General features: G+C 71.2%; 22 protein-coding genes and 1 pseudogene. 16 read left to right on the top strand and 7 right to left on the bottom strand.

The genetic code is table 11. The annotated features are described in order from the left end of the window. Both ACTHMF_RS04585 and ACTHMF_RS04580 read left to right on the top strand, forming a co-directional pair. Positions 1-731, top strand: a pseudogene (locus ACTHMF_RS04585) (translational GTPase TypA); the annotation flags it as partial. A gap of 89 nt (positions 732-820) precedes the next feature. Continuing rightward, positions 821-1,285 carry a hypothetical protein gene (locus tag ACTHMF_RS04580; protein ID WP_440316481.1) on the top strand — a complete coding sequence of 155 codons (465 nt, stop codon included), beginning with the start codon at positions 821-823 and terminating at the stop codon, positions 1,283-1,285. Here ACTHMF_RS04580 and efeB read toward each other — a convergent pair. Genes efeB through efeU form a run of 3 tightly spaced genes read right to left on the bottom strand, consistent with a single transcriptional unit; the run spans position 1,278 to position 4,666 of the window. Next, positions 1,278-2,564, bottom strand: coding sequence for an iron uptake transporter deferrochelatase/peroxidase subunit (gene efeB, locus ACTHMF_RS04575; RefSeq protein ID WP_440316480.1), 1,287 nt, complete (start codon positions 2,562-2,564; stop codon positions 1,278-1,280). The two genes, ACTHMF_RS04580 and efeB, sit on opposite strands and share 8 nt — an antisense overlap. A gap of 5 nt (positions 2,565-2,569) precedes the next feature. After that, on the bottom strand, positions 2,570-3,751 hold the full coding sequence (gene efeO / locus ACTHMF_RS04570) for an iron uptake system protein EfeO (protein WP_440316479.1): 1,182 nt from the start codon (positions 3,749-3,751) through the stop codon (positions 2,570-2,572). Between the two features lie 54 nt (positions 3,752-3,805). Next, the gene (gene efeU / locus ACTHMF_RS04565) at positions 3,806-4,666 is read right to left on the bottom strand and encodes an iron uptake transporter permease EfeU (protein ID WP_314147556.1); all 861 of its coding nucleotides are present in this window, start codon (positions 4,664-4,666) and stop codon (positions 3,806-3,808) included. A 100-nt stretch (positions 4,667-4,766) separates the two neighbouring features. Between efeU and ACTHMF_RS04560 the strand changes: the two genes are divergently transcribed. From ACTHMF_RS04560 to ACTHMF_RS04535, 6 genes are all read left to right on the top strand, one after another. Continuing rightward, positions 4,767-5,147, top strand: a complete 381-nt coding sequence (locus ACTHMF_RS04560; protein WP_440316478.1) for a hypothetical protein — start codon at positions 4,767-4,769, stop codon at positions 5,145-5,147. Between the two features lie 47 nt (positions 5,148-5,194). Then, positions 5,195-5,515, top strand: a complete 321-nt coding sequence (fdxA, locus tag ACTHMF_RS04555; protein ID WP_185276994.1) for a ferredoxin — start codon at positions 5,195-5,197, stop codon at positions 5,513-5,515. A gap of 1 nt (position 5,516) precedes the next feature. Beyond that, positions 5,517-6,635 (top strand): succinyldiaminopimelate transaminase, encoded by a 1,119-nt coding sequence (gene dapC, locus ACTHMF_RS04550; RefSeq protein ID WP_440316477.1) that lies wholly within the window; start codon positions 5,517-5,519, stop codon positions 6,633-6,635. Between the two features lie 198 nt (positions 6,636-6,833). Further along, positions 6,834-8,102 carry a citrate synthase gene (locus ACTHMF_RS04545; RefSeq protein WP_314147564.1) on the top strand — a complete coding sequence of 423 codons (1,269 nt, stop codon included), beginning with the start codon at positions 6,834-6,836 and terminating at the stop codon, positions 8,100-8,102. Positions 8,103-8,302: 200 nt separating this feature from the next. Then, entirely contained in the window at positions 8,303-8,938 is a 636-nt protein-coding gene (locus ACTHMF_RS04540; protein WP_440316476.1) for a hypothetical protein, read from the top strand. 28 nt (positions 8,939-8,966) lie between these two features. Then, positions 8,967-9,419: a hypothetical protein gene (locus tag ACTHMF_RS04535; RefSeq protein ID WP_440316475.1), complete on the top strand. Its 453-nt coding sequence runs from the start codon at positions 8,967-8,969 to the stop codon at positions 9,417-9,419. Between the two features lie 33 nt (positions 9,420-9,452). On the opposite strand, the gene ACTHMF_RS04530 is transcribed toward ACTHMF_RS04535, so the two are convergent. The 3 genes from ACTHMF_RS04530 to ACTHMF_RS04520 all read right to left on the bottom strand — a co-directional run bounded on the left by ACTHMF_RS04530 (position 9,453) and on the right by ACTHMF_RS04520 (position 13,301). Then, on the bottom strand, positions 9,453-12,068 hold the full coding sequence (locus ACTHMF_RS04530) for a penicillin acylase family protein (RefSeq protein WP_440316474.1): 2,616 nt from the start codon (positions 12,066-12,068) through the stop codon (positions 9,453-9,455). Positions 12,069-12,154: 86 nt separating this feature from the next. After that, positions 12,155-12,586 (bottom strand): hypothetical protein, encoded by a 432-nt coding sequence (locus tag ACTHMF_RS04525; RefSeq protein ID WP_440316473.1) that lies wholly within the window; start codon positions 12,584-12,586, stop codon positions 12,155-12,157. 85 nt (positions 12,587-12,671) lie between these two features. After that, the gene (locus ACTHMF_RS04520) at positions 12,672-13,301 is read right to left on the bottom strand and encodes an SACE_7040 family transcriptional regulator (protein WP_440316472.1); all 630 of its coding nucleotides are present in this window, start codon (positions 13,299-13,301) and stop codon (positions 12,672-12,674) included. Positions 13,302-13,407: 106 nt separating this feature from the next. Here ACTHMF_RS04520 and ACTHMF_RS04515 point away from each other — a divergent pair, with 106 nt between their 5' ends. The 8 genes from ACTHMF_RS04515 (at position 13,408) to ACTHMF_RS04480 (ending at position 22,636) form a co-directional block, all read left to right on the top strand. Beyond that, entirely contained in the window at positions 13,408-15,015 is a 1,608-nt protein-coding gene (locus tag ACTHMF_RS04515) for a carboxyl transferase domain-containing protein (protein WP_314147562.1), read from the top strand. A 5-nt stretch (positions 15,016-15,020) separates the two neighbouring features. Then, positions 15,021-17,168: an acetyl/propionyl/methylcrotonyl-CoA carboxylase subunit alpha gene (locus ACTHMF_RS04510; protein WP_440316471.1), complete on the top strand. Its 2,148-nt coding sequence runs from the start codon at positions 15,021-15,023 to the stop codon at positions 17,166-17,168. Further along, complete coding sequence (locus tag ACTHMF_RS04505; RefSeq protein ID WP_440316470.1) at positions 17,165-18,376, top strand: acyl-CoA dehydrogenase family protein; 1,212 nt, start codon at positions 17,165-17,167, stop codon at positions 18,374-18,376. The genes ACTHMF_RS04510 and ACTHMF_RS04505 overlap by 4 nt, the downstream gene beginning before the upstream one ends. 107 nt (positions 18,377-18,483) lie before the next feature. Further along, positions 18,484-19,272, top strand: coding sequence for a CoA transferase subunit A (locus ACTHMF_RS04500; RefSeq protein ID WP_440316469.1), 789 nt, complete (start codon positions 18,484-18,486; stop codon positions 19,270-19,272). Continuing rightward, positions 19,269-19,916, top strand: coding sequence for a CoA transferase subunit B (locus ACTHMF_RS04495; protein ID WP_440316468.1), 648 nt, complete (start codon positions 19,269-19,271; stop codon positions 19,914-19,916). Before ACTHMF_RS04500 ends, ACTHMF_RS04495 begins: the two co-directional genes overlap by 4 nt. Beyond that, complete coding sequence (locus ACTHMF_RS04490; protein WP_314149584.1) at positions 19,913-20,401, top strand: MaoC family dehydratase; 489 nt, start codon at positions 19,913-19,915, stop codon at positions 20,399-20,401. Before ACTHMF_RS04495 ends, ACTHMF_RS04490 begins: the two co-directional genes overlap by 4 nt. Beyond that, a complete protein-coding gene (locus ACTHMF_RS04485) occupies positions 20,398-21,219 on the top strand; it encodes an HpcH/HpaI aldolase/citrate lyase family protein (protein ID WP_314149583.1) in 822 nt (273 codons plus the stop codon). Before ACTHMF_RS04490 ends, ACTHMF_RS04485 begins: the two co-directional genes overlap by 4 nt. A 148-nt stretch (positions 21,220-21,367) precedes the next feature. Then, positions 21,368-22,636, top strand: coding sequence for an aldo/keto reductase (locus tag ACTHMF_RS04480; protein WP_440316467.1), 1,269 nt, complete (start codon positions 21,368-21,370; stop codon positions 22,634-22,636). Positions 22,637-22,662: 26 nt separating this feature from the next. Here ACTHMF_RS04480 and ACTHMF_RS04475 read toward each other — a convergent pair whose 3' ends face one another. Next, a complete protein-coding gene (locus tag ACTHMF_RS04475; RefSeq protein ID WP_440316466.1) occupies positions 22,663-23,259 on the bottom strand; it encodes a TetR/AcrR family transcriptional regulator in 597 nt (198 codons plus the stop codon). Positions 23,260-23,341: the final 82 nt, after the last annotated feature.

Below are 23,341 nucleotides of genomic sequence, written 5' to 3'. Positions count from 1 at the left end.
TTGCCATCCTGGTCGAGCAGATGCGCCGCGAGGGCTACGAGCTGACCGTCGGCAAGCCGCAGGTGGTCACCCGGAAGGTCGACGGCAAGACCCACGAGCCGTACGAGCACCTGACGATCGACATCCCCGAGGAGCACCTCGGCGCGATCACCCAGCTGCTCGCCGCGCGCAAGGGCCGCATGGAGAACATGACCAACCACGGCACCGGCTGGGTGCGCATGGAGTTCATCGTCCCTTCGCGTGGCCTCATCGGCTTCCGCACCGAGTTCATGACGACCACCCGCGGCACCGGCATCGCCAATGCGATCTCGCACGGCTACGACGAGTGGGCCGGCCCGATCGTGACGCGCAGCAACGGCTCGATCGTCGCCGACCGCTCCGGCGTCGTGACCCCGTACGCGATCATCCAGCTGCAGGAGCGCATGACCTTCTTCGTGAACCCCACCGAGGAGGTCTACGAGGGCATGGTCATCGGCGAGAACTCGCGCGCCGACGACATGGACGTGAACATCACCAAGGAGAAGAAGCTCACCAACATGCGCTCCTCCACGGCCGACACGTTCGAGTCGATGACGCCGTCGCGCCAGCTCACGCTCGAGGAGTCGCTCGAGTTCGCGCGCGAGGACGAGTGCGTCGAGGTCACCCCGGACGCCGTCCGCATCCGCAAGGTCGAGCTGGACGCCACCGCCCGCGGCCGCGCCGCCGCCCGCCTCAAGCGCCAGGACGCCTGACCGCCGCAGGCCGCCGAGCACAGGAAAACCGCTCGTGGATCCCCGGATCCCGAGCGGTTTTCCTGTGCTCGGGGGCCGATAATCGAAGCATGGGACGTTCGCGGTGGGCAGTGGTCGTGCTGGCGGGTGCGCTGGCCGTCGGGGCGGCGCCCGCGCTGACCGGGTGCAGCTTCCAATCGGCCGTGAAGGACGTCACCGGCGGCAACGTGGACATCGGCGGCAGCACCGTGCCGGCCGACTTCCCCTCGGAGGTGCCGCTGTACTCGGGCGACGTCGTGTTCGGTGCGGCCGTCGGATCCGGTGACGCGAAGGTGTGGAACGTGACCGTGAAGGTCCCGGGCGCCGACGCCTACACCGACATCGCGAAGCAGCTCACGGACGCCGGATTCGCCGGCCAGTTCGGCGCGCAGGGCCCGAACGGCGGCGGCACTGGGACGTTCTCGAACGACCGCTACGGCGTCCTCGTCGTGGTGAGCGACGCCGGAAGCAACGGCTGGGTCGCCAACTACTCCGTCTCGAAGGCGGGCGTCCCGACCCCGACGCCGCCTAGCTGAACAGTCCGGCTCCCACGTACGACCCCTCCCGCGCGCCAGGGGGCACGGCGAAGATCGCCGAGCCGACGTGCTTGAGGTACTCGTTCATCAGGTCGTTCTTGGCCAGGCGGGACTGGATGGGGATGAACTGCGTGCGCGGGTCGCGCTGGAACGCGATGAAGAACAGGCCCGCGTTGAGGCGGCCGAGCTCGTCGTTGCCGTCCACGAAGTTGTAGCCGCGGCGCAGCAGCTGGGCGCCGTCGTTCATGGTGGGGTGCGCGAGCCGCACGTGCGAGTCCGGGTCGATCTTCGTGCCGCCCGTCTTCGCCAGCGCCAGGAAGTTCGGCTCGGTGAACTCGGTGCCGCCGGAGAGGGGAGCGCCCTCGCCCTTGTCGCGCCCGACGATGCGTTCCTGCTCGCCCAGCTGCTGACGGTCCCAGGTCTCGATGACCATCCGGATCTTGCGCGCCACGAGGTAGGAGCCGCCGGCCATCCAGCCCGCTCCGTCTCCCGCGGCGGCCCACACCTGGTCCCGGACGACGCTCTCGTCCTCCGACTTGATGTTCGCGGTACCGTCCTTGAACCCGAACAGGTTGCGCGGGGTCGCCTGACTGCGCGAGGTCGATGACGTGCGGCCGAAGCCCAGCTGCGACCAGCGGATGGCGGCACGGCCGAAGGCGATGCGGGAGAGGTTGCGGATGGCATGCACCGCGACTTGCGGGTCCTCGCTGCACGCCTGCACGCAGAGGTCGCCGCCGGTGAGCGCATCCACGAGCGCATCGCCGGGGAAGTGCGGGAGGTCGACGAGCGCCGCGGGGCGGCGGGAGGCGATCCCGAACCGGTCCGCACCGGTCGCATCGACGAACAGCGACGGACCGAAACCGAAGGTGAGGGTGAGGCCGCCCGGCGGGAGGTCGAGCGCCTCGCCGGTGTCGTCCGGGGGAGCGTCCGCGGGGCCGGAGGCGGGGCCGTACGTCCCCGCCGGCCTGCCCTGCGTCATCCGCGCGGCCGCCGTCGTCCAGTCCTGCAGCAGCTCGATCAGGCCCGCCCGGTCGAGGCCGGGCGCGACGTCGAAGGCGGCGAAGTGCAGCCGGTCCTGGACCGGCGTCGTGATGCCCGCCTGGTGCTCCCCGTAGAACGGGTAGGTCGTCGCGGAGCCGGTCGTGCCCGCGCTGACGGCGCGGTCGACGGCGACGCCCGCGCCGAATCCGACGACGCCGGCACCGACCGCGGCGCCCGCGAGGCCGAGCATGCCGCGCCGGGAGAGGCCGGGGCGCTCCGCGGAGTGGTTCTCGGTCACCAGGCCTACTTGACGAGGATCGAGGTGAGCTGGCTGAGCGGCTCGCTGACCGCGTTCACGGCGTCGGAGAGCTCCTTGACCTGGGCGGTCGTGAGCTCCGTGTACGACACGTAGCCGCTGCCGGAGGTGTACTTCGCGAGCAGGCCGTCGATGGTGGCGAACTCGGCGTCCAGCTTCGTCGCGGTCGCCTTCCCGGTGCTGCCCTTCTGCAGCAGGATGTCGCGCACGGTGCCGTAGGCGACCTCGGCGCCCTCGACATTGGCCTTGAAGTCCCACAGGTCGGTGTGCGAGAACAGCTCCTCCTCGCCGCTGATCTTGCTGCGCGAGACCTCCTCCATCAGGCCGCTGGCGCCGTTCGAGATCTGGTCGAGGGTGAGCTGGAAGTCCTTGGCGTACACCAGGTCGTAGAGCTTCTGCGTGTCGGCGACGAGCTGCGCGCCGAGCTTCGCGCGCGTCGCGGCGTCGGACGGGGTGTAGCCCGCCGGTGCCCACAGGTCCTTCTCGATGCGGTGCCAGCCGGTCCACGCCTGCCCCTGCTCGAGGTCCGCCTCGCGCAGGTCGAGCGCCGGGTCGATGTCGCCGAACTGCTCGGCGGTCGGCTCGATGCGCTCGTAGAAGGCGCGCGCGGCCGGGTACTGCGTCTTCGCGGCCTGGTCGTCGCCTGCCTGGTACGCGGCGGCGAACGCCTTGGTCGCGGCGAGCAGCTGGCCGGTCTGGTCCTTGACGTAGCTCGTGTAGTTGGTCACGGCCTGCGCGACCTGCTTGGTCTCACTGGCCGTCTTGGTGTCGGCGGAGCCCTTACTGACGGTGAACGACTTCAGTGAGGTCGGGCTGCCGACCATCCCCTTCTTGCAAGCGGTGAAGTACTTCCCCTCGGCCAGCTGGACGACGTAGTTGACCGTCGTGCCGGGGCCGATGTTCTCCTTCTCGCCCGCGATGCGCAGCTTGTCCTCGGCGAGCACCTCGAACTCGTTCACATCGGAGCCCGTGTTCGTCACCTGGAAGGTGACGGGTCCGGCCGGAGCGGTGGCGGTGTCCACCGTGCACGACGAGTCGGTGAGCGTCACCGCGATGGCCTCCGCCTTCGCGGTCGCCGTGTTGGGCACGCAGCCGGTCAGGGCGATGGCGACGACGGCCGTGCCGGCCAGGGACGCCGCGATGGTGCCGAGGGGGTGCAGTCTGGGCATGGGGATGCTGTGCTTTCCGTTCGAGGGCAGTGCGGGGAGGTCGGTCCGTCGTGCTCAGGAGGCGACGGGGCTGTGCTGGGCCGTCGGCTGCGCGGGCTTCGGCGCCGGGCGGCGCGCGCCGCGGTGCTGACGCAGGTAGAAGAAGGCGACGACGGCGATGTAGCCCACCCAGGCGACCACCTGGAGCCAGGTGGGCGACGGGTTGAAGTTGAGGATGCCGGCCAGTGCGGTGCCGTACCAGCTGGACGCGGGGATGATCGCGCTGATGTCGTAGGCGTGGACGTTCGCGCCCGGCAGCACGCCCGCCTCCTGCAGGTCGCCGAGTCCGTAGGCGAACACGCCGCCGGCGACGAGGATGAGCACCGCGCCCGTCCAGGCGAAGAACGAGCCGAGGTTGATCCTGACCATCCCGCGATAGAGCAGGAAGCCGACGACGGCGGCGGTGAGCAGGCCGAGCAGGGCGCCGACGAACGGCTCCCAGCCGCCGCCGACGCTCGCGACCGTCGCCCAGACGAACAGCGCGGTCTCGATGCCCTCGCGGCCGACGCTGAGCATGGCGAGGATCACGACGCCCCAGCCGGCTCCCACCAGCACCGAGTCCAGCCTCTCGTGCAGGGTGGACTTCATCGTGCGGGCGGTCTTGCCCATCCAGAAGATCATCCACGTGACGAAGCCGACGGCGACGAGCGAGAGCGTGCCCCCGACGATCTCCTGCGCCTCGAAGCTCATGCCGTAGGGACCCCAGGTGAGCATCGCGCCGATGCCGAGCGGCACCACGAGCGCGATCCCGACGCCGATCCAGAGCTTGGAGAGGACGTCCCGCCTGCCCACCTTCACCACGTAGGCGATGAGGATGGTGACGATGAGCGCCATTTCGAGGCCTTCGCGGAGGCCGATGAGGTAGTTCGCGAGCACAGGAGGACCTTGTCAGAATCGATCTGGGGGATTGGTAAGGCTAACCTTACCTGACCGAGCCTAGATCAGCCGCACCGAGGTGTCCAGCTAGGATGCGAGAATGCTCAGCCGGATCCTGAACGCCGTCCTGCTTGTGGTGGCCGGCGCCGTCATCGGCGCGATCGGGACGGTCGCGCACCAGATCGACGTCACGTGGGGCGTGAGCATCCCGCTCGGGCTGATCGGGTCGCTGCTGGCGTACACCGCGCTGCTCGTCGGCCTTCGGCTGCTCGCCTCCAGCCGGTGGCCGGCGCTCTTCGCGGCGCTCGGCGCGATCGGCACCATCCTGCTGTTCACGCAGCAGAGCGCGGGCGGGTCCGTGCTGATCCCGAACAATCTGGCCGGGCAGATCTGGCTGGTGGCTCCCATCCTGATCGCCGCGGTGGTCGTCGCCTGGCCGGACGTCCGCGTGCGGAACGCGGCGGGCGCCAGGACGTCCTAAGCTAGGGGAGAAGCCTCCCGCTCTCGCGAAGGGATTGAAGAAGCACCGTGACCTACGTCATCGCCCTCCCGTGTGTCGATGTGAAAGACCGGGCCTGTATCGACGAATGCCCCGTCGACTGCATCTACGAGGGTGAACGGTCGCTGTACATCCACCCCGACGAGTGCGTCGACTGCGGAGCCTGCGAGCCGGTGTGCCCGGTCGAGGCCATCTACTACGAGGACGACCTGCCGGAGGAGTGGGCGGACTACTACAAGGCCAACGTCGAGTTCTTCGACGACATCGGCTCCCCGGGCGGCGCGGCCAAGGTCGGCGTGATCGCGAAGGACCACCCGCTGATCTCCGCCCTGCCGCCGCAGGCGCACTGACGTGGCGCTGAGGGAGCTCCCGGACTACCCCTGGGATCTCATGGCGCCGTACGCGGAGCGTGCGCGCGCCCACGCGGACGGGATCGTCGACCTCTCCATCGGCTCGCCGGTGGACCCGACGCCCGCGCTGATCCGCGACGCGCTCGCGGCGGCGACGGACGCGCACGCCTATCCGCAGACGATCGGGACGCCGGCGCTGCGCGAGGCGATCGTGGACTGGTTCGCGCGCAGGCGCGGGGTGCCGAACCTGACGGTGGACAACGTCCTGCCGACGATCGGCTCCAAGGAGCTGGTCGCCTTCCTGCCGTTCATGCTCGGCCTCGGCGAGGGCGACGTCGTGGTGCACCCGCGCGCCGCATACCCCACCTACGCCATCGGCGCCGCGATGGCGGGCGCCGAGGCGCTCGCCAGCGACGATCCGGCCGAGTGGCCGGAGAACACCCGGCTGATCTGGCTGAACAGCCCGGGCAACCCGGACGGCCGCGTGCAGTCCGTGGACGAGCTGCGCGCGGCCGTCGCCCGCGCCCGCGAGCTCGGGGCGTATCTCGCGAGCGACGAGTGCTACGCGGAGCTGGGCTGGGAGGCGCCGTGGGACGCGGACCGCATCCCGAGCGTCCTCGACCCGCGCGTGATCGGCGACGACCGCAGGAACATCCTGGCCGTGTACTCGCTCAGCAAGCAGTCGAACCTGGCGGGCTACCGCGCGGCCTTCGTCGCCGGCTGTCGCACCGTGGTCGGCCGGCTGACGACGGTCCGCAAGCACGCCGGGCTGATGCTCCCCGCCCCGCTGCAGGCCGCGATGGTGACCGCGCTCGGGGACGATGCGCACGTGGTGGAGCAGCGCGAGCGTTACCGCGCGCGGCGGGAACTGCTCGTGCCGGCGCTGAGAGCGGCCGGTTTCCGGATCGATCGCAGCGAGGCAGGGCTCTACCTGTGGGCGACCGAGGGACGCGATGCCTGGGACAGCATCGGGCGGCTCGCGGAGCTCGGCATCCTGGCCGGTCCCGGGCACTTCTACGGCGACGTCTACCCGGACCACGTGCGGCTCTCGCTGACCGCGACGGACGAGCGGATCGCTGCGGCCGCCGAGCGGCTGCGTGCCTTTGGAGAGACCCTCTAACCGCATCCGCATCCCTTTGCGTGATGCGACAGTTGCCGGGCTCGACCACTAGGCTGTACTGGCACGACTTCATGTGCGGCGCTGCCACGATCAGCGCGCGAAGCACCCGACTAACCCCAACCAGGAGGCGTTGTGAGCGGACTCGGCACCGAGAAGGCACCGGTGGTGCAGGGCGGAACGGCCGACGGCGAGGCGGCCGTGGCGGAGCTGCGCTACCCGGGTGGTGTGGCCGAGTTCCCGATCCTGTCGAGCACGCAGGGCGCCTCCAGCATCGACCTCTCGTCGCTGACCAAGCAGACCGGGCTCACCAGCCTGGACTACGGCTTCGTCAACACCGCGGCGACGCGCTCCGAGATCACCTACATCGACGGCGATGCGGGCATCCTGCGCTACCGCGGCTACCCGATCGAGCAGGTCGCGGAGAACTCGACCTTCCTCGAGGTGGCCTGGCTGCTCATCCACGGCGAGCTGCCGACGGCGGACGAGCTGGCCGACTTCGACGAGCGCATCCGCCGGCACACGCTGCTGCACGAGGACCTGCGCCGGTTCTTCGACGCGCTGCCGCACGACGCGCACCCGATGTCGGTGCTCTCCAGCGCCGTGTCCGCGCTGTCGACCTTCTACCAGGACTCGCTGAGCGTGCACGACCCGGAGCAGGTGGAGCTCTCCACCATCCGGCTGCTCGCGAAGCTTCCGGTCATCGCCGCCTACGCGCACAAGAAGAGCCTCGGCCAGGCGTTCCTCTACCCGGACAACTCGCTGAGCTTCGTCGACAACTTCCTCCGCCTCAACTTCGGAACGCTCGCCGAGCCGTACGAGGTGAACCCGGTCCTGTCGCGGGCGCTGGAGCGTCTGCTGATCCTGCACGAGGACCACGAGCAGAACGCGTCGACGTCGACGGTCCGCCTCGTCGGCTCGACGCAGGCCAACCTGTTCGCGTCGGTGTCGGCCGGCATCAACGCGCTCTACGGTCCGCTGCACGGCGGCGCGAACGAGGCCGTGCTGCAGATGCTGGCGGGCATCCGCGACTCCGGCGAGAGCGTGCAGAAGTTCGTCGAGCGGGTGAAGAACAAGGAGTCCGGCGTCAAGCTGATGGGCTTCGGGCACCGCGTCTACAAGAACTTCGACCCGCGCGCCAAGCTGGTCAAGCAGTCCGCGGACGAGGTGCTCTCCGCGCTCGGCGTTCACGACCCGCTGCTGGACATCGCCAAGGAGCTGGAGGAGGTCGCGCTCGCCGACCAGTACTTCATCGACCGCCGGCTGTACCCGAACGTCGACTTCTACACCGGCGTCATCTACAAGGCGATGGGCTTCCCGACCCGGATGTTCACCGTGCTGTTCGCGATCGGACGCCTCCCCGGCTGGATCGCGCACTGGCGCGAGATGATGCTCGACCCGGCGACCAAGATCGGCCGCCCGCAGCAGCTCTACGTCGGCTCCGCCGAGCGCGCCTGGCCCCAGCGCTGACCCGCGCGGCCCGCTGACCCGCCGCTCGCCGCCGAGCACAGGAAAAACGTCCCGATCCGCCCGGATCCGGGACGTTTTTCCCGTGTTCGGGGATGCGATGCCGACGAGCGGTTGGCCATAGTAAGCTGAAGATATACTGAGACAGTATGCTACACTCCGGTACACGCGTTCTAGGGCTGTGTGTAGGAGTGTGAAATGAGATGAGATTCAGAGCGCTGGCCGTCGCAGTTGCTTTCACGATGTCGTCTACCGCCGCCGCAAGCCCTGGAGCGGGCTCACCGGTCGAGTCGCCGAAGCTGACCGCGGAGACCCGCGTCGTCGACCGAACCTCAGAGAAGATGCCGGTCGATGCTGCGGCCATGGATTCTCTCCGGGCTCGCGCGCGGGCGACGATCGATATCCCCACCACGTCCGTGGCCGCGAAACCCATCCCGTTGCCGCCGGACGTCGCCATCCGGCCTGGAGAGACCGTCCAGGTCGATTACAGCGATGGCGTTGCTGTGCACCGTATGCTCGCGCCTGCCTGCACATCCACTTCCACCGTCGACACGCCGTACGTCTCTGGCGGCTATGCGTGGTCCTACCACACGCACGGTCTCAGTGCGGGCTGTCCGGGATCGGCGTCCGTGAACGGGATCCTCTCGTCGCTAGCGCCTCCGTGGTGGTGGCAGCGTGACTTCACGACGGTCACGGTGACACCGGGTTCGACGCTGTATTGGCCGACCAACAGGAAGTGCGAGAGCGGCGGAGCGACCTCGTGGCATTCCGAGAATGCCATCGGCTCGTCGGTCACGGCGCTGTCGCCGGACAGAAGCCTGGCGTGCAACCCGGGATAGCTGGCGCACGGAGGAATAAGGAGGAGTCATGGTCACGACGGACGCTCCCGCGCTCGCGAGCAGGCGACGACATCGCGTCGGCCACGTTCTCGGCGCGGTCATGCTCGGTGTCGTAGCGGGCCTCGGCGGCTCGTACCTCGTCGCGCTCGCGGCGACAGCGCGGCTCCCCGGCGACTTCTCTGTCGATCCGCTGGTACTGGTCATGCTCGCTGGCGTGGCTGCGCTCGGAGTCGCCGGCGGGCGGCGCTGGCCGGTCGCCGGGCTGACGGCGGGAATCCTCATCCTGGTGCTCGTGGCGTTCGCCGTCGTCTGTCGTCTGGCCTGGTCTTCGTCGGATTCGGCATGGCTGGATCCGTTCAACGCGATCGCGTTCGGCGCGGCGAGCGGCTACCCGGCGATGCTCGGGGCCGTGCTCGCAACCAGCTCCGCCCTGGGGCTGCAGCGCCGCAGGGCGGCATTGCGCGAGGGCGCCCACGCGTAACCGCGGTCTCCGGCCCCGGAGGTGCGGAGCGGGTCAGGGGGTGAGGGTGAGGGTCTGGGCGGCGGCGGAACGGACGGCGGACGGGGTGAAGGGCCACGGGCGGGTCTCGTTCTTCGCCCAGAGGGCGGCCTGGTCGGCGTAGTGCGGGTCGAAGGCGTGCCCGGACGCTCCGGTCAGGTTCACCCACGTGCTGCGGTCGAAATCCGCGAGGTCGACCACCATCCGCATCGACGGCACGCGGTCCACCTGGTAGCCGACGGACGCGTCCCAGCCGGTGGCGTCGACGATGCTCGACCCGCCGCCCACCGGGTACGGCCCGCGGTTGAACAGCCACTCGATCGGGGCGATCCCCGAGGCGCCGAAGGACGCGTTCGTCAGCTCGAGCGTGTGCAGCCGGTCCCAGCGCCACGACGCCGGGTCACCGCCGAGCCGCTCCCGGGCCTCCGCCCACGCCCGGTTGGCCGCGTACTCGATCATCTCGTCGCGGTCGGCGACGCCCAGCTTGCTGTCCGCCCACCACGCGGAATCCGGCCGCTTGACCAGGTCGGCGACCACCTGGAACCAGCGGTCGCCGCCTGACGGCGCCGCGGAGGCGGGGATCTTGCGCGCGAACGCGTCGGCGAGGAGGTTCTTCCAGAACACCGCGAAGTACGCGGCGGCCGCGCTGTCTGCGTCGTCCCGGAAGTCCCAGCGGGAGAGCAGGGCCGCACCCTGGGCCGCGCCGGAGCTCGGGTCGGCCTTTTCGCCGACCGCCACGATCAGGGGTGCGAGCGTCGCCGCGTTCGCGTCGTAGGTGTCCGACTGGATGGCCGACATGTCCTTCGCCGTCACCTTCTTCCCGCCCGCGAGCAGCTTCTGCAGCCGCAGCTGGATCTGGTTGGCCCGGTACCCGGCGTCCCAGTCGCGCGTGATCATGGCGGGGTACTGCGGGCCGACCGCCGCGTTGTTGGCGGTCACGATGGAGCCGGAGGGCGGGTTCAGCACGCTCGGGAGCCGCTCGTACGGGATCGTGCCCACCCAGCCGTACGCGCTCGTCCAGCCGGGGACCGGCACGGTGCCGTCGCCCTTCGCACGGATCGGGATGCTGCCGGGCGCCTGGTAGCCGATGTTGCCGTCCACGTCGGCGTAGAGCAGGTTCTGCGACGGCACCTGGAACGCGGTCGCGGCCTTCCGGAAGCTCGCCCAGTCGCGCGCGGTGTCGAAGGCGAAGATCGCGCCCGCCGTCGGGCCGGGCGTGAGCGCCGTCCACTGCAGGGACAGCTGGAACTTCTGGGCGGGGACGCCGAGCTTGCCCGCCTGATCTTTGGCGATCGTGCCGTACCCGTCGCTGAGGTCCGTGACGATCGGTCCGTGCCTGGTCGAGCGGACGCGCAGCTTCACATCGTCGCCGCCCGCGACTCGGATGGTCTCGGTGCGGATGGTCAGCGGGAGCTGCGTGCCGTCGTACTCGTAGGTGTCGCCCGTCACCTTCTCCACGTACAGGTCCGCGACGTCGGGGCCGAGGTTCGTGAAGCCCCAGGCGATGCGGTCGTTGTGCCCGATGATCACGCCGGGGAAGCCGGAGAAGCTGTAGCCGGCGACGTCGAACGGGCACGTCGGGCCGACGGCCGCGCAGTGCAGGCCGACCTGGTACCAGACCGACGGCATCGAGGCGCCGAGGTGCGGATCGTTGGCGAGCAGCGGCTTGCCGGTCGCGGTGTGCGCGCCCGCGACCACCCACGAATTCGAGCCGATGTCGTCCCCGGCCGGCCCCATCAGCCGCGGCAGCGCGTCGACGCTCTCGGCGACCTGCTGTAGCTCGGCGCGGTAGTCGGCGGCGGGCACGGACGCGAGCGGGTCCGTGCCCGTCGCACCCTGGGCCGCTCCGGCGCTCCCGCCGTCGCGCACGGGCTTCGCGTCGGGCGTGACGGCCGAGGCGTCGCCGCCGCCCAGCCCGGTGATCGTCGGGTGGCCGGCGTAGTCGTAGCCGGGATGCAGTTCCGCGACCTGCTCCGGCTTCAGGGTCGTCGCGAGCAGCGCCCTGTCGATCTCGTCCTCGAGGTTGGAGCGCAGGTCCCACGCCATCGCCTTCAGCCAGGCGACCGAGTCGGCCGGCGTCCACGGCTCGGGGGAGTAGCCGGGGTTCTGGATGCCGAGGATCGCGTACTCCAGCGACAGGTCGGCGCCGGTGTGGTCCTTGAGGTAGGCGTTCACCCCGTCCGCGTAGTCCTGGTAGTAGCGCAGCGTCGTCGGATCGAGCAGCTTCACCTCCTGCTCGGCCACCCGCCGCCAGCCGAGCGTGCGGATGAACGTGTCGGTGGGCACCTGGCTCGCCCCGAACAGCTCGGAGAGCCGGCCGGAGGTGACGTGGCGGCGGAAGTCCATCTCCCAGAACCGGTCCTGCGCGTGCACGTAGCCTTGCGCGCGGAACAGGTCGTCCGCGGTTCTCGCGGTGATCTGCGGGACGCCCGCCGCGTCGCGCGCGACGGTCACCGGGGCGCTGAGCCCCGCGAGCCGGAGCGTCCCCGAGGTCTGCGGGAACGACCGGGTCACCGTCCACACCCCGATGCCTCCGGCGACGACCGTGAGCACGAGGACGGCGGCGAGCACGATGCCGAGCGCCCTCAGGATGCGGTGGTGCAGTCTCAGCCGGGGGGTGTCGTCGCCCACGAACGCTCCTCACGCTTGGTCACTCGTTGCGCTTCCTTGGACTGTAACCTACGGCGGTGACGCCGCTGCTCCGGGGCCTCGGGCGCTCAGCGGCGATCGGCGGACGGCTCGATGAGGAAGCTGCCGCCGGAGAGCTCGATGACGATCTCCCGCTCCGGCGTCGTGCGGGCCGAGCGGACCGTGTCACCCTGCAGCGACCGGATCGCTTCGCGGAACCCCGGATCGCCGAACCGGTGCACGCGGGATCCGACGATCACCGCGAACCAGTGCGGCATCGTCACGACGGCGTCGCGCTCGCCGGCGAACTCGAGCTGAGGCCGGTCGTTCTCGAACGTCACGCGTTCGAACGTCGCGCCGCGCAGCTGCCCGACGAGCCGGGTGGTCTCGGCGGACCATTCCCGCGCCGCCGCGCTCCTCGCCCGCTCGCGCAGCCGGAGACGACGGGTGACCGCCGCCATCGCCGCCACCAGGCCCGCGCAGACGACGAACATCACAGCGCCCAGTGCCGCATACGTCACGTCGACGATCCTCGCAGATCGTGGCCGCCTGCCGGATGCGGCGCCGCGTTCAATCCCTGCGACGGCGACCGTCCCCGAAAGAACCTCAGCGCGAGGTGAGCGCCGACCAGGCCATGCGTTCGAGCACCGGCCGGACCGTCGCGGCCGCGGCGTGCGCGGAGCCGACCCGTGCCGAGTGCGGTGTCGAGTTGATCAGGCCGAAGGTGGCCTGCACGCGCAGGCGCAGCTCGTCGGGCTCGACGGCCGGGTGCAGCTGGCCGAGGACGCGCATCCACACCTCGATGTAGCGGCGCTGCAGCCGGCGGACCTCGCGCCGTTCGGCCTCCGGCAGCGCGTCGAGGTCGCGGTCCTGGACGCGGATCGTGTCCGCCTCGGTGAGGGCGAAGTCGACGTGGAAGGCGATGAGGGCGCGCAGTGCGGACGCCGGGTCCGCCGCCTCCTGCTCGACGGCCGTCCCGCCGGAGAGCAGGCCATCGCTGACGCCGACCAGGAGGGCGGCGAGCACCGCCTGTTTGGACGCGAAGTGTCGGTACACCGCGGGCCCGCTCACGCCGGCGGCGGCGCCGAGGTCCTCGATGGACACGCCGTTGAAGCCGCGCTCGGCGAACATCCCCGCCGCTGCGGCGAGCAGCGCGGCGCGGCGGTCCGCCTTCGCCTGGCTGCGCTGCGTCGGCCGGGCGAGCGGCGCCTCCTCTGCGGTGGCGGGCTCGGTCATGGGGCTCTCTTCCGGGGTGGATGCGCCCGGGTGCTGGACAACCGGGTTAATGAACACTAACCTAAATTCGAGTTAGCGACCACTAACTCATGTCGATGGAGACAGCATGCCAACAGCAACCCGAACGGCCGCAGTGACCGACGAGCGCTTCGAGCAGAACGCCGCCGCCCAGCGGGCGCTGGTCGACGACCTGCGGGACCGGCTCCGCGTCGCGGCGGCCGGGGGCCCGGAGCGCGCCCGCGAGCGGCACGTGGCGCGCGGCAAGCTGCTGCCGCGCGACCGGATCGACGCGCTGCTCGACGCCGGCAGCCCGTTCCTGGAGATCGCGCCCCTCGCGGCGACCGGGATGTACGGCGACGAGAGCCCCGCTGCCGGCCTGATCGCCGGGATCGGGCTCGTCGCGGGACGGCACGTGATGATCGTCTGCAACGACGCCACCGTCAAGGGCGGGACCTACTACCCGATGACGGTCAAGAAGCATCTGCGGGCCCAGGAGATCGCCCTGGAGAACCGTCTCCCATGCGTCTACCTGGTCGACTCCGGCGGCGCGTTCCTGCCGATGCAGGACGAGGTCTTCCCCGACCGCGACCACTTCGGCCGGATCTTCTACAACCAGTCGCGGCTCTCCGCCGCGAAGATCCCGCAGATCGCGGCCGTGCTCGGCTCGTGCACCGCCGGTGGCGCGTACGTCCCCGCGATGAGCGACGAGACCGTGATCGTGCGCAACCAGGGCACGATCTTCCTCGGCGGGCCGCCGCTGGTGAAGGCGGCCATCGGCGAGGTCGTCACGGCGGAGGAGCTTGGCGGCGGCGACCTGCACGCCCGCACCTCCGGGGTCGTCGACCACCTCGCCGAGGACGACGAGCACGCGCTCGCAATCGTCCGCGAGATCGTCGCGACGCTCCCCGCTCCCGCCGCGCCCGCCTGGGAGGTGCTGCCCGCCCGCGAGCCGGACGCGGATCCGGCCGAACTGTACGGCGTCGTGCCGGTCGACGTGCAGGCGCCCTACGACGTGCACGAGGTGATCGACCGCCTCGTCGACGCGGGCGGGTTCAGCGAGTTCAAGCCCGAGTACGGCGCCACGCTCGTCACCGGTTTCGCTCGCATCCACGGCCATCCCGTCGGCATCGTCGCGAACAACGGCGTGCTGTTCAGCGAGTCGGCGCTCAAGGGCGCGCACTTCATCGAGCTGTGCGACCAGCGCGGGATCCCGCTGCTGTTCCTGCAGAACATCTCCGGCTTCATGGTCGGCCGCGACTACGAGGCGGGCGGCATCGCCAAGAACGGCGCCAAGATGGTGACCGCAGTGGCGACCACCCGGGTGCCGAAGCTGACCGTCGTCATCGGCGGCTCGTTCGGCGCGGGCAACTACTCGATGTGCGGACGGGCGTACTCGCCGCGGTTCCTCTGGATGTGGCCGGCGGCCCGGATCTCGGTGATGGGCGGCCAGCAGGCGTCGAGCGTGCTCGCGACCGTCAAGCGCGACCAGCTGGAGGCGCGCGGCGAGGAGTGGAGCGCGGAGGACGAGGCGGCGTTCCGCGCCCCGATCGCCGCGCAGTACGAGGAGCAGGGCAACCCGTACTACTCCACCGCCCGGCTCTGGGACGACGGCGTGATCGACCCGGCCGAGACCAGGACCGTGCTCGGCCTCGCCCTGGACGTGTGCTCCCGATCCCCGCTCCCCGACACGGCCTTCGGCCTCTTCCGGATGTGATCGCCGTGGCCGTCCCGTTCTCGACCGTCCTCGTCGCCAACCGCGGCGAGATCGCCTGCCGCGTCATCCGCACGCTGCGCAGGCTGGGCATCCGCTCGGTCGCCGTGTTCAGCGACGCCGACCGCGACGCCCCGCACGTCGATCTCGCCGACATCGCGGTGCGGATCGGCCCAGCCGCCGCGCGCGAGAGCTACCTCGACGTTGAGGCGATCGTCGCCGCGGCGCGCGCGAGCGGCGCCCAGGCCGTCCATCCCGGGTACGGCTTCCTGTCCGAGAACGCGGCGCTCGCCGAGGCGTGCGCCGACGCGGGGGTCGTCTTCGTCGGTCCCGGCGTGCACGCGCTCGAGGTGATGGGCGACAAGATCGCCGCCAAGCGCGAGGTCGCCGGGTCCGGCGTCCCGACCATCCCCGGCATCGCCGAGCCCGGGCTCGGCGACGCGGCGCTGATCGCCGCCGCCGAGCGGATCGGCTTCCCCGTGCTCGTCAAGCCCTCCGCGGGCGGCGGCGGCAAGGGGATGCAGGCCGTGCGCACGCCGGACGAGCTGCCGGAGGCGCTCCGTGCGGCCCGGCGCGTCGCCGCGGCCGCGTTCGGCGACGACACCCTGTTCCTGGAGCGTCTGGTCGACGCGCCCCGGCACATCGAGGTGCAGGTCCTCGCGGATACGCACGGCGGCGTCGTGCACCTCGGCGAGCGCGAGTGCTCGCTGCAGCGCAGACACCAGAAGGTGATCGAGGAGGCGCCGTCGCCGCTGCTCGACGCCGCGACGCGCGAGCGGATCGGGCAGGCCGCGTGCCGGGTGGCCGCGAGCGTCCACTACGTGGGGGCGGGCACCGTCGAGTTCCTGGTCTCCGCGCAGGCGCCGGACGAGTTCTTCTTCATGGAGATGAACACCCGGCTGCAGGTGGAGCATCCGGTCACCGAGCTCGTCACCGGGCTCGACCTGGTGGAGTGGCAGCTGCGCATCGCGGCGGGCGAGCCGCTCGGCTTCGGCCAGGACGATGTGCGCCTGAGGGGGCACGCGGTCGAGGCGCGGGTCTACGCCGAGAACCCGGAGCGCGGCTTCCTGCCCGGCGACGGGACCGTGCTCGCTCTGCGCGAGCCCGTCGGCGACGGCATCCGGGTGGACAGCGGCATCGCTGCGGGGGTGCCGATCGTCACCGACTACGACCCGATGCTCGCGAAGGTGATCGCCTGGGGCGAGGACCGCGCGAGCGCGATCGCGCGACTGGATGCCGCGCTCGCCGCGACGAGCATCCTGGGCGCGGTGAGCAACGTGGCGTGGCTGCGGGAGCTGCTCGCCGACGACGACGTGCGGGCCGGGACGATGGACACCACTCTGATCGATCGCCGGTTCTCCGAGCTCACGCCCGTTCCGCCCACGCTCCGGGAGCTCGTCGCGGCGGCGCTGGTCGCGCACGACGTGCGTTCGCGGAACACACCGACCGCGGTGGGACCGCTCTGGGGCGCGCCGTCGGGCTGGCGGCTGGGCGACGCGCGCCCGGTCGCCTACGACGTGGACGGCGCGCGCGTCGACGTGCACGCGGGCACCGTCGAGGTCGACGGCGAGACGCACACCGCCTCCCTCCGGCTGGTCGAGGGCGAACCGGCGACCGCGCTGCTGACGCTGGACGACGTCACCACCCGGTTCGACGTCGCGCGCGACGGCGACACCGTGTGGCTCGGCTCCGGCGGCCGCGCGCGGGCGCTGCGGCTCCGCGACGCCGCCACGCGGGTGGCGGACGCCCTCGCGGCGCTCGACCGCGCCGAGGCGGCCGCGCATCCCGAGCTGCGCTCGCCGATGCCGGGCACCGTCGTCGCCGTCCCCGTCGCCGACGGCGCCGACGTGCGGGCGGGGGACACCGTCGCCGTCGTCGAGGCGATGAAGATGGAGCACCGCCTGCTCGCGCCGGTCTCCGGCGTCGTCCGGCTGAGCGTCGGCCCCGGCGACCTGGTCACGCTCGACCAGCTCGTCGCCACGGTGGACGCGGTGGACGCGGAGGATGCGGACGCTCCGGACACCCCGGACGCGGCAGACGTGCCCGCGACCTCCGCCCAGAACGTCCCGCCGGCACTCGCGGCGGACCTCCCAGAGCCGACACGATCGGCCGAACTGCACCGGACCGTCACCACAACAGACAGGAACCTCCCATGACCATGCAGATGTCCCGCTCCGCGGCCGCCGACACCGACGTCGCGGGCTTCGAGCTCACCGAGGAGCAGCGCCGCCTGCGCGACACGGTGCGCGAGTTCGCCGACACCGTCGTCGCGCCCGCCGCCTACGAGTACGACACCAAGCGCAGCCTTCCCTACGACATCATCGCCGAGATGGGCAGGATGGGCCTGTTCGGGCTGCCGTTCCCCGTCGAGTACGGCGGAGCCGGCAAGGACTACCTCTCGCTCTGCCTCGCTGTCGAGCAGCTCGGCCGCGTCGACCAGTCGATCGGCGTCACCCTGGAGGCGGGCATCGGCCTCGGCGCCATGCCCATCTACCGCAACGGCACCGAGGAGCAGAAGCAGGAGTGGCTGCCGATGCTCGCGCGCGGCGAGGCGCTCGCCGGGTTCGGGCTGACCGAAGCGGAGGCCGGCTCGGACGCGTCGGGGACGAAGACGACGGCCGAGCTGGTGGACGGCGAGTGGGTGATCAACGGCACCAAGCAGTTCATCACGAACTCGGGCTCCGAGATCACCAAGCTCGTCACGATCACCGCCGTGACCGGCGAGCAGCGCAGGGCGGACGGCTCGATCAATAAGGAGTTGTCGGCGATCATCGTGCCCACCGGCACGCCCGGCTTCGTCGCGGAGCCGGTCTACGACAAGGTCGGCTGGCACACCTCGGACACGCATCCGCTGACGCTCACCGACGTGCGCGTGCCGGAGGCGAACCTGCTCGGCGAGCGAGGCCGCGGCTACGCGAACTTCGTCGCGACGCTGGACGAGGGCCGCGTCGCCTTCGCCGCGCTCTGCACCGGCGCCGCCCAGGGCTGCCTGGAGGAGGCGATGCGCTACGCCAAGAGCCGCAACGTGTTCGGGCGGCCGATCGGCTCCAACCAGTACATCGCGTTCAAGATCGCCCGCATGCAGGCCCGTGTTCACGCGGCCCGGCTGGCGTACTACGACGCGTGCTTCAAGCTGATGGCGGGGGTGCCGTTCAAGATGGAGGCGTCCATCGCCAAGCTGGTCGGCAGCGAGGCGGCGATGGACAACGCGCGCGACGCCACGCAGATCTTCGGCGGCTACGGGTTCCTCAACGAGAACCCGGTGGCGCGGCACTACCGCGACTCGAAGATCCTCGAGATCGGCGAGGGCACCAGCGAGGTCCAGCTCATGGTGATCTCGCGCGCCCTCGGCTTCGAGTCCTAACCTGACCGCAGGCCGCCGAGCACAGGAAAAGCGTCGCGGATGAGCCGGAAGAGCAACGGTTTCCCTGTGCTCGGCGGCCCGGAACGCAGAAGAGGGGAGAGGGACGGGTGATCGACAAGAGGGTGGAGAGCGCGGCGGAGGCGGTCGCTGACATCGCGGACGGCAGCACGCTCGCGGTCGGCGGCTTCGGGCTCTGCGGCATCCCGAGCGCGCTGATCCAGGCGCTGCTGGAGGCCGGCAGCTCCGATCTGGAGGTGGTGAGCAACAACTGCGGCGTCGACGACTGGGGCCTCGGCCTGCTGCTGGCCGAGCACCGGATCCGCAAGATGATCAGCTCCTACGTCGGCGAGAACAAGGAGTTCGCCCGGCAGTTCCTCTCCGGCGAGCTGGAGGTGGAGCTGACCCCGCAGGGCACGCTCGCCGAGAAGCTGCGCGCGGGCGGGGCCGGCATCCCGGCCTTCTACACCCCGGCCGGGGTCGGAACGCAGATCGCGCTCGGCGGGCTGCCGCGGCGTTACGCCGCCGACGGCTCGGTCGCGGTCGCGAGCGAGCCGAAGGAGGTGCGGACGTTCGACGACGCCGAGTACGTGCTGGAGCGCTCGCTCCGCCCCGATTTCGCCCTCGTGCACGCCGCGAAGGGCGACCGGCACGGCAACCTGGTCTTCCACGCCGCGGCGATGAACTTCAACCCGCTGGCCGCGATGGCCGGCCGGATCACGATCGCCGAGGTCGAGGAGCTCGTCGAGCCGGGCGACATCGACCCGGGCGAGGTGCACCTGCCCGGCATCTTCGTCCAGCGCGTCGTGCACGCGCCCGGGATCGAGAAGCGGATCGAGCGCCGCACGGTCGCGGCGCCCCAGGAGCAGTCGCACGAGCAGGACGGGAGCGCACGATGAGCCTCAGCCGCACCGAGCTGGCCGCGCGGGTGGCGCGCGAGCTGGAGAACGGGCAGTACGTCAACCTCGGCATCGGGATGCCCACCCTCATCCCGAACTACATCCCGGAGGGCGTCGAGGTCATCCTGCACTCCGAGAACGGCGTGCTCGGCGTCGGACCGTACCCCTCCGACGCGGATGTCGACCCCGACCTCATCAACGCGGGCAAGGAGACGGTGACCGTGAAGCCCGGCGCCGCCTACTTCGACTCGTCGCTCTCGTTCGGGATGGTGCGCGGCGGCCACGTCGACATCGCCGTGCTCGGCGCGATGGAGGTCTCCGCCGCCGGCGACCTGGCCAACTGGATGATCCCCGGCAAGATGGTCAAGGGCATGGGCGGCGCGATGGACCTGGTCTTCGGTGCCAAGCGGCTGATCGTGATGATGGAGCACGTGGACAAGGAGGGCCGCCCCAAGATCCTCGCCGACTGCACCCTGCCGCTGACCGGAACCGGCTGCGTCGACAGGATCATCACCGACCTCGGTGTGATCGATGTGACGCCGGACGGCCTGGTGCTGCGCGAGGTGGCCCCCGGGGTCACCGTCGACGAGGTCGTCGCCGCGACGGGCGCGCCGCTCGCGGTCGAGCTGGAGGACGCACGATGAGAGAGATCGAGCAGCGCGGGCTCTACTACGAGGAGTTCGAGCTGGACACCCGGTACCTGCACCGCCCCGGCCGGACGGTCACCGAGGCGGACAACGTGCTGTTCACCACGCTCACCATGAACACGCAGGCGCTGCACCTGGACGCCGCGTGGTCGGCACGTCAGCCGTACGGCGAGCGGCTCGTGAACTCGATGTTCACGCTCGCGACGCTGGTCGGCGCGTCCGTCGCGCAGCTCACCCAGGGCACCATCGTCGCGAACCTCGGCTTCAGCGAGGTCGCGTTCCCGCACCCGGTGCACCACGGCGACACCCTCTACTCGGAGACGGTCGTGACGGCGAAGCGGCTGTCGGCATCGCGTCCCGGTCAGGGCATCGTGACGCTGGAGCACACCGGCCGCAACCAGGACGGCGTCGTCGTCGCGACGGCGACCCGGCAGGTGATGGTGTGGTGCAGGGACGCGCACGCGGAGGCGACGGAGGAGTGAGCGGGTTCGCCTGGGGACCGGCGCTGCTGTTCTGCCCCGCGGACCGGCCGGAACGCTACGCGAAGGCGCTCGAGCGTGCGGACGCGGTGATCCTGGACCTCGAGGACGCGGTGGACCCGGAGCGCCGGCCCGCCGCGCGCGAGGCCGTCGCCGCCTCCGACCTGGACCCGGCGCGCGTGATCGTGCGCGTGAACCAGGCGGGCACCGACGACCTGGCGGCCGATCTGGCGGCGCTCGCCGAGACCGCCTACCGCGTCGTGATGCTGCCGAAGGCGGAGCGCGTCGCGGACCTGGGCGCGCTCGCCGGCTACGACGTGATCGCGCTGTGCGAGACCGCGGCCGGGGTGCTCGCCGCTCCCGAGCTGGCCGGGCACTCGTCCGTGGTCGCGCTGATGTGGGGAGCGGAGGATCTGGTCGCCTCGCTCGGCGGCACATCGAGCAGGCACGCGGACGGGAGCTACCGTGACGTCGCCCGGCACGCGCGCTCCGCGGTGCTGCTCGCGGCCGGCGCGGCGGGGACGGCCGCGATCGACACCGTCCACCTGGACATCGCGGACCTCGCCGGTCTGCAGGCGGAGGCGGAGGACGCCGTCGCGGTCGGATTCGCGGCGACGGCGTGCATCCATCCGTCGCAGGTCGCGGTGATCCGAGCGGCATACTCGCCGACGCCGGAGGAGGTCGCCAGGGCCCGCGAACTGCTGGCGGCCGCCGAGGCCGCGGGCGGCGGCGTGTTCCGTCACGACGGCCTCATGGTGGACGGCCCGGTGCTCGCCCACGCCCGCGCCGTGCTGCGCCGCAGTGGCGCCGAAACACCGTGATCAAACTGTGACCTACGATTCCGGCCGCGTTCACCGATTCTGACCTCGGCGTGTCGGAGGGATGCCGTACTCTGCAAGTACCGTCAGGGAACGCAACGTTCTCGAATCGATTCGATGAGCCGCACGGATCGGTCGGAAAGGGGGAGTGATGCCACAGCTCCTTCCCCTGCGCCTGCTGGAGAGCGTCGGCCTCCGTGCCCCGTCCGCGACCGTCGCCGCCGAGGACGCTCCGGGCGGCGAGAGCGCCGCCGCGGCGCCCGGTTCTGCGTCGTCGAGGGCCGCTGCCCCCGATGCGCGTGCCGCTGCGTCGGCCGGCGCATCCACGTCGTCTGCCGCCGCATCATCCGCCGCGACCGCGTCCGCGTCCACCGCCGCGTCGTCCACCGCGCCGTCCTCTGCCCCCGCTCTCGCCGCCCCGCGCGGCGAAGAGCCGTCCACCGACACCGGCGGCCCGCTCGACATCGACCCCGCCCTCGAGCGCACCGGTCCGCTGTCGATCATCGCGCCCCGCCGCATCGGCGAGTCCGATCTCGCGGTGTACCCGCTCTCGCTCGGCGCGAGCGTCTTCGGCTGGACGGCGGACGGCGACACGTCGCTCGCCATCCTCGACCGCTTCGCCGCGCTCGGCGGCGACTTCATCGACACGGCGGACAGCTACGTCGGCGGCCGCAGCGAGGTGCTGATCGGCAAGTGGATGCGCGAGCGCGGTAACCGCGACGACCTCGTCGTCGCCACCAAGGTCGGCCGCCACCACGAGAACCCCGGTCTCGGCTCGGTGAGCATCGTGCGCGCCGTGGAGGCGTCGCTGGAGCGCCTGCAGACCGACCGCATCGACCTGCTCTACTTCCACGACGACGACCCCGAGGTTCCCCTGGAGGACAGCCTCGCGACGGCCGAGTGGCTGATCGAGACCGGCAAGGTGCGCTACCTCGCCGCCTCCAACTTCTCCGCCGACCGTCTCATCGAGGCGCGCATCCTCGCCTCGGCCGGACTGCCGAAGTTCGTGGCCATCCAGGCGCAGTACAACCTGATGCACCGCGCCGAGTTCGAGAGCGCCCTGCGCATCGTGGCCGCGGCGCAGGGACTGGCCGTGATGCCGTACTACGCGCTCGCCAACGGCTTCCTCACCGGCAAGTACCGCTCGAAGGGCGACCTGACCGCGGACGCCAGGAGCGTGCGCGCCTCCGCCTACGTCAACCGCCGGGGCATGCGCGTGCTCGCGGCGCTCGACAGGATCGCCGCCGAGCACGGGGTCACCCCGGCCAGCATCGCGATCGCGTGGCTGCTGGCCAAGCGCACGATCGTCGCTCCGGTGGCGAGTGCGAGCCGCCCGGAGCAGGTGGATGCGCTGATGGCGGCCGCGGGAATCCGCCTCACGCGCGCCCAGATGCTCGACCTCGACCGCGCCTCCGAGTAGTCCGCTCGCCCGCGCGCGCTCGCGCCCTACGCCTCGGCGAGGATGCGGTCGAGCGAGCGGTGCAGGGCGGCGCCCGCCGCGATCGGGTCGCCGACGTAGCCGCCGGCCAGCGCGCCGTCGCGGGCGAGGATGAGGTCGTCCGCCGCGTCGCCGGGCCGCGGGTGGCCGATCTGCCGGAACAGCTCCTCGATGCGCTTCGCGTACCAGTCGCGGTGCGCGGTCACCGCGACGCGGACCGGGTGCGTCTCGTCGGCGAACTGCGCTGCGGCGTTGATGAACGGGTCGCCGCGGAAGCCCGGCCGGACCGCCTCGGCGTTGATCCAGTCCACCAGCGCGCGGGCGATGTCGCGCGGGTCGGCGTTCTGCCGCTCCTGCTCGGCGAACCACTCGCGCACCTGGCGGTCGCGGCCCTCGACATAGGCGATGATGAGCAGATCCTTCGACCGGAAGTGCTTGTAGAAGGTCGCTTTGGTCACCCGCGCGCCCGCGATGATCCTGTCCACGCCGACAGTGTGGATGCCCTCCTGGTAGAAGAGCTCGTCGGCGGTGGCGAGGATCTTGAGCTTCGACGGCGCTGGCGGGCGGGGGGGGGCGCGGGGCCGTAAGAACAAACGGCCCCCCACCAAGTGTCCGGGGGGGGTCCCACCCCCCCCCTTTGGGACCCGAAACACCCGCGCCGGGCCCCCGGGGGCCCCCCCGCCCCCC

Origin of the sequence: Leifsonia sp. (assembly GCF_051955155.1) — a bacterium.
Classification (GTDB): Bacteria; Actinomycetota; Actinomycetes; order Actinomycetales; family Microbacteriaceae; genus Leifsonia.
Note: the sequence above shows the minus strand (reverse complement) of the source record. Positions and strands in the feature narration are given on the sequence as shown.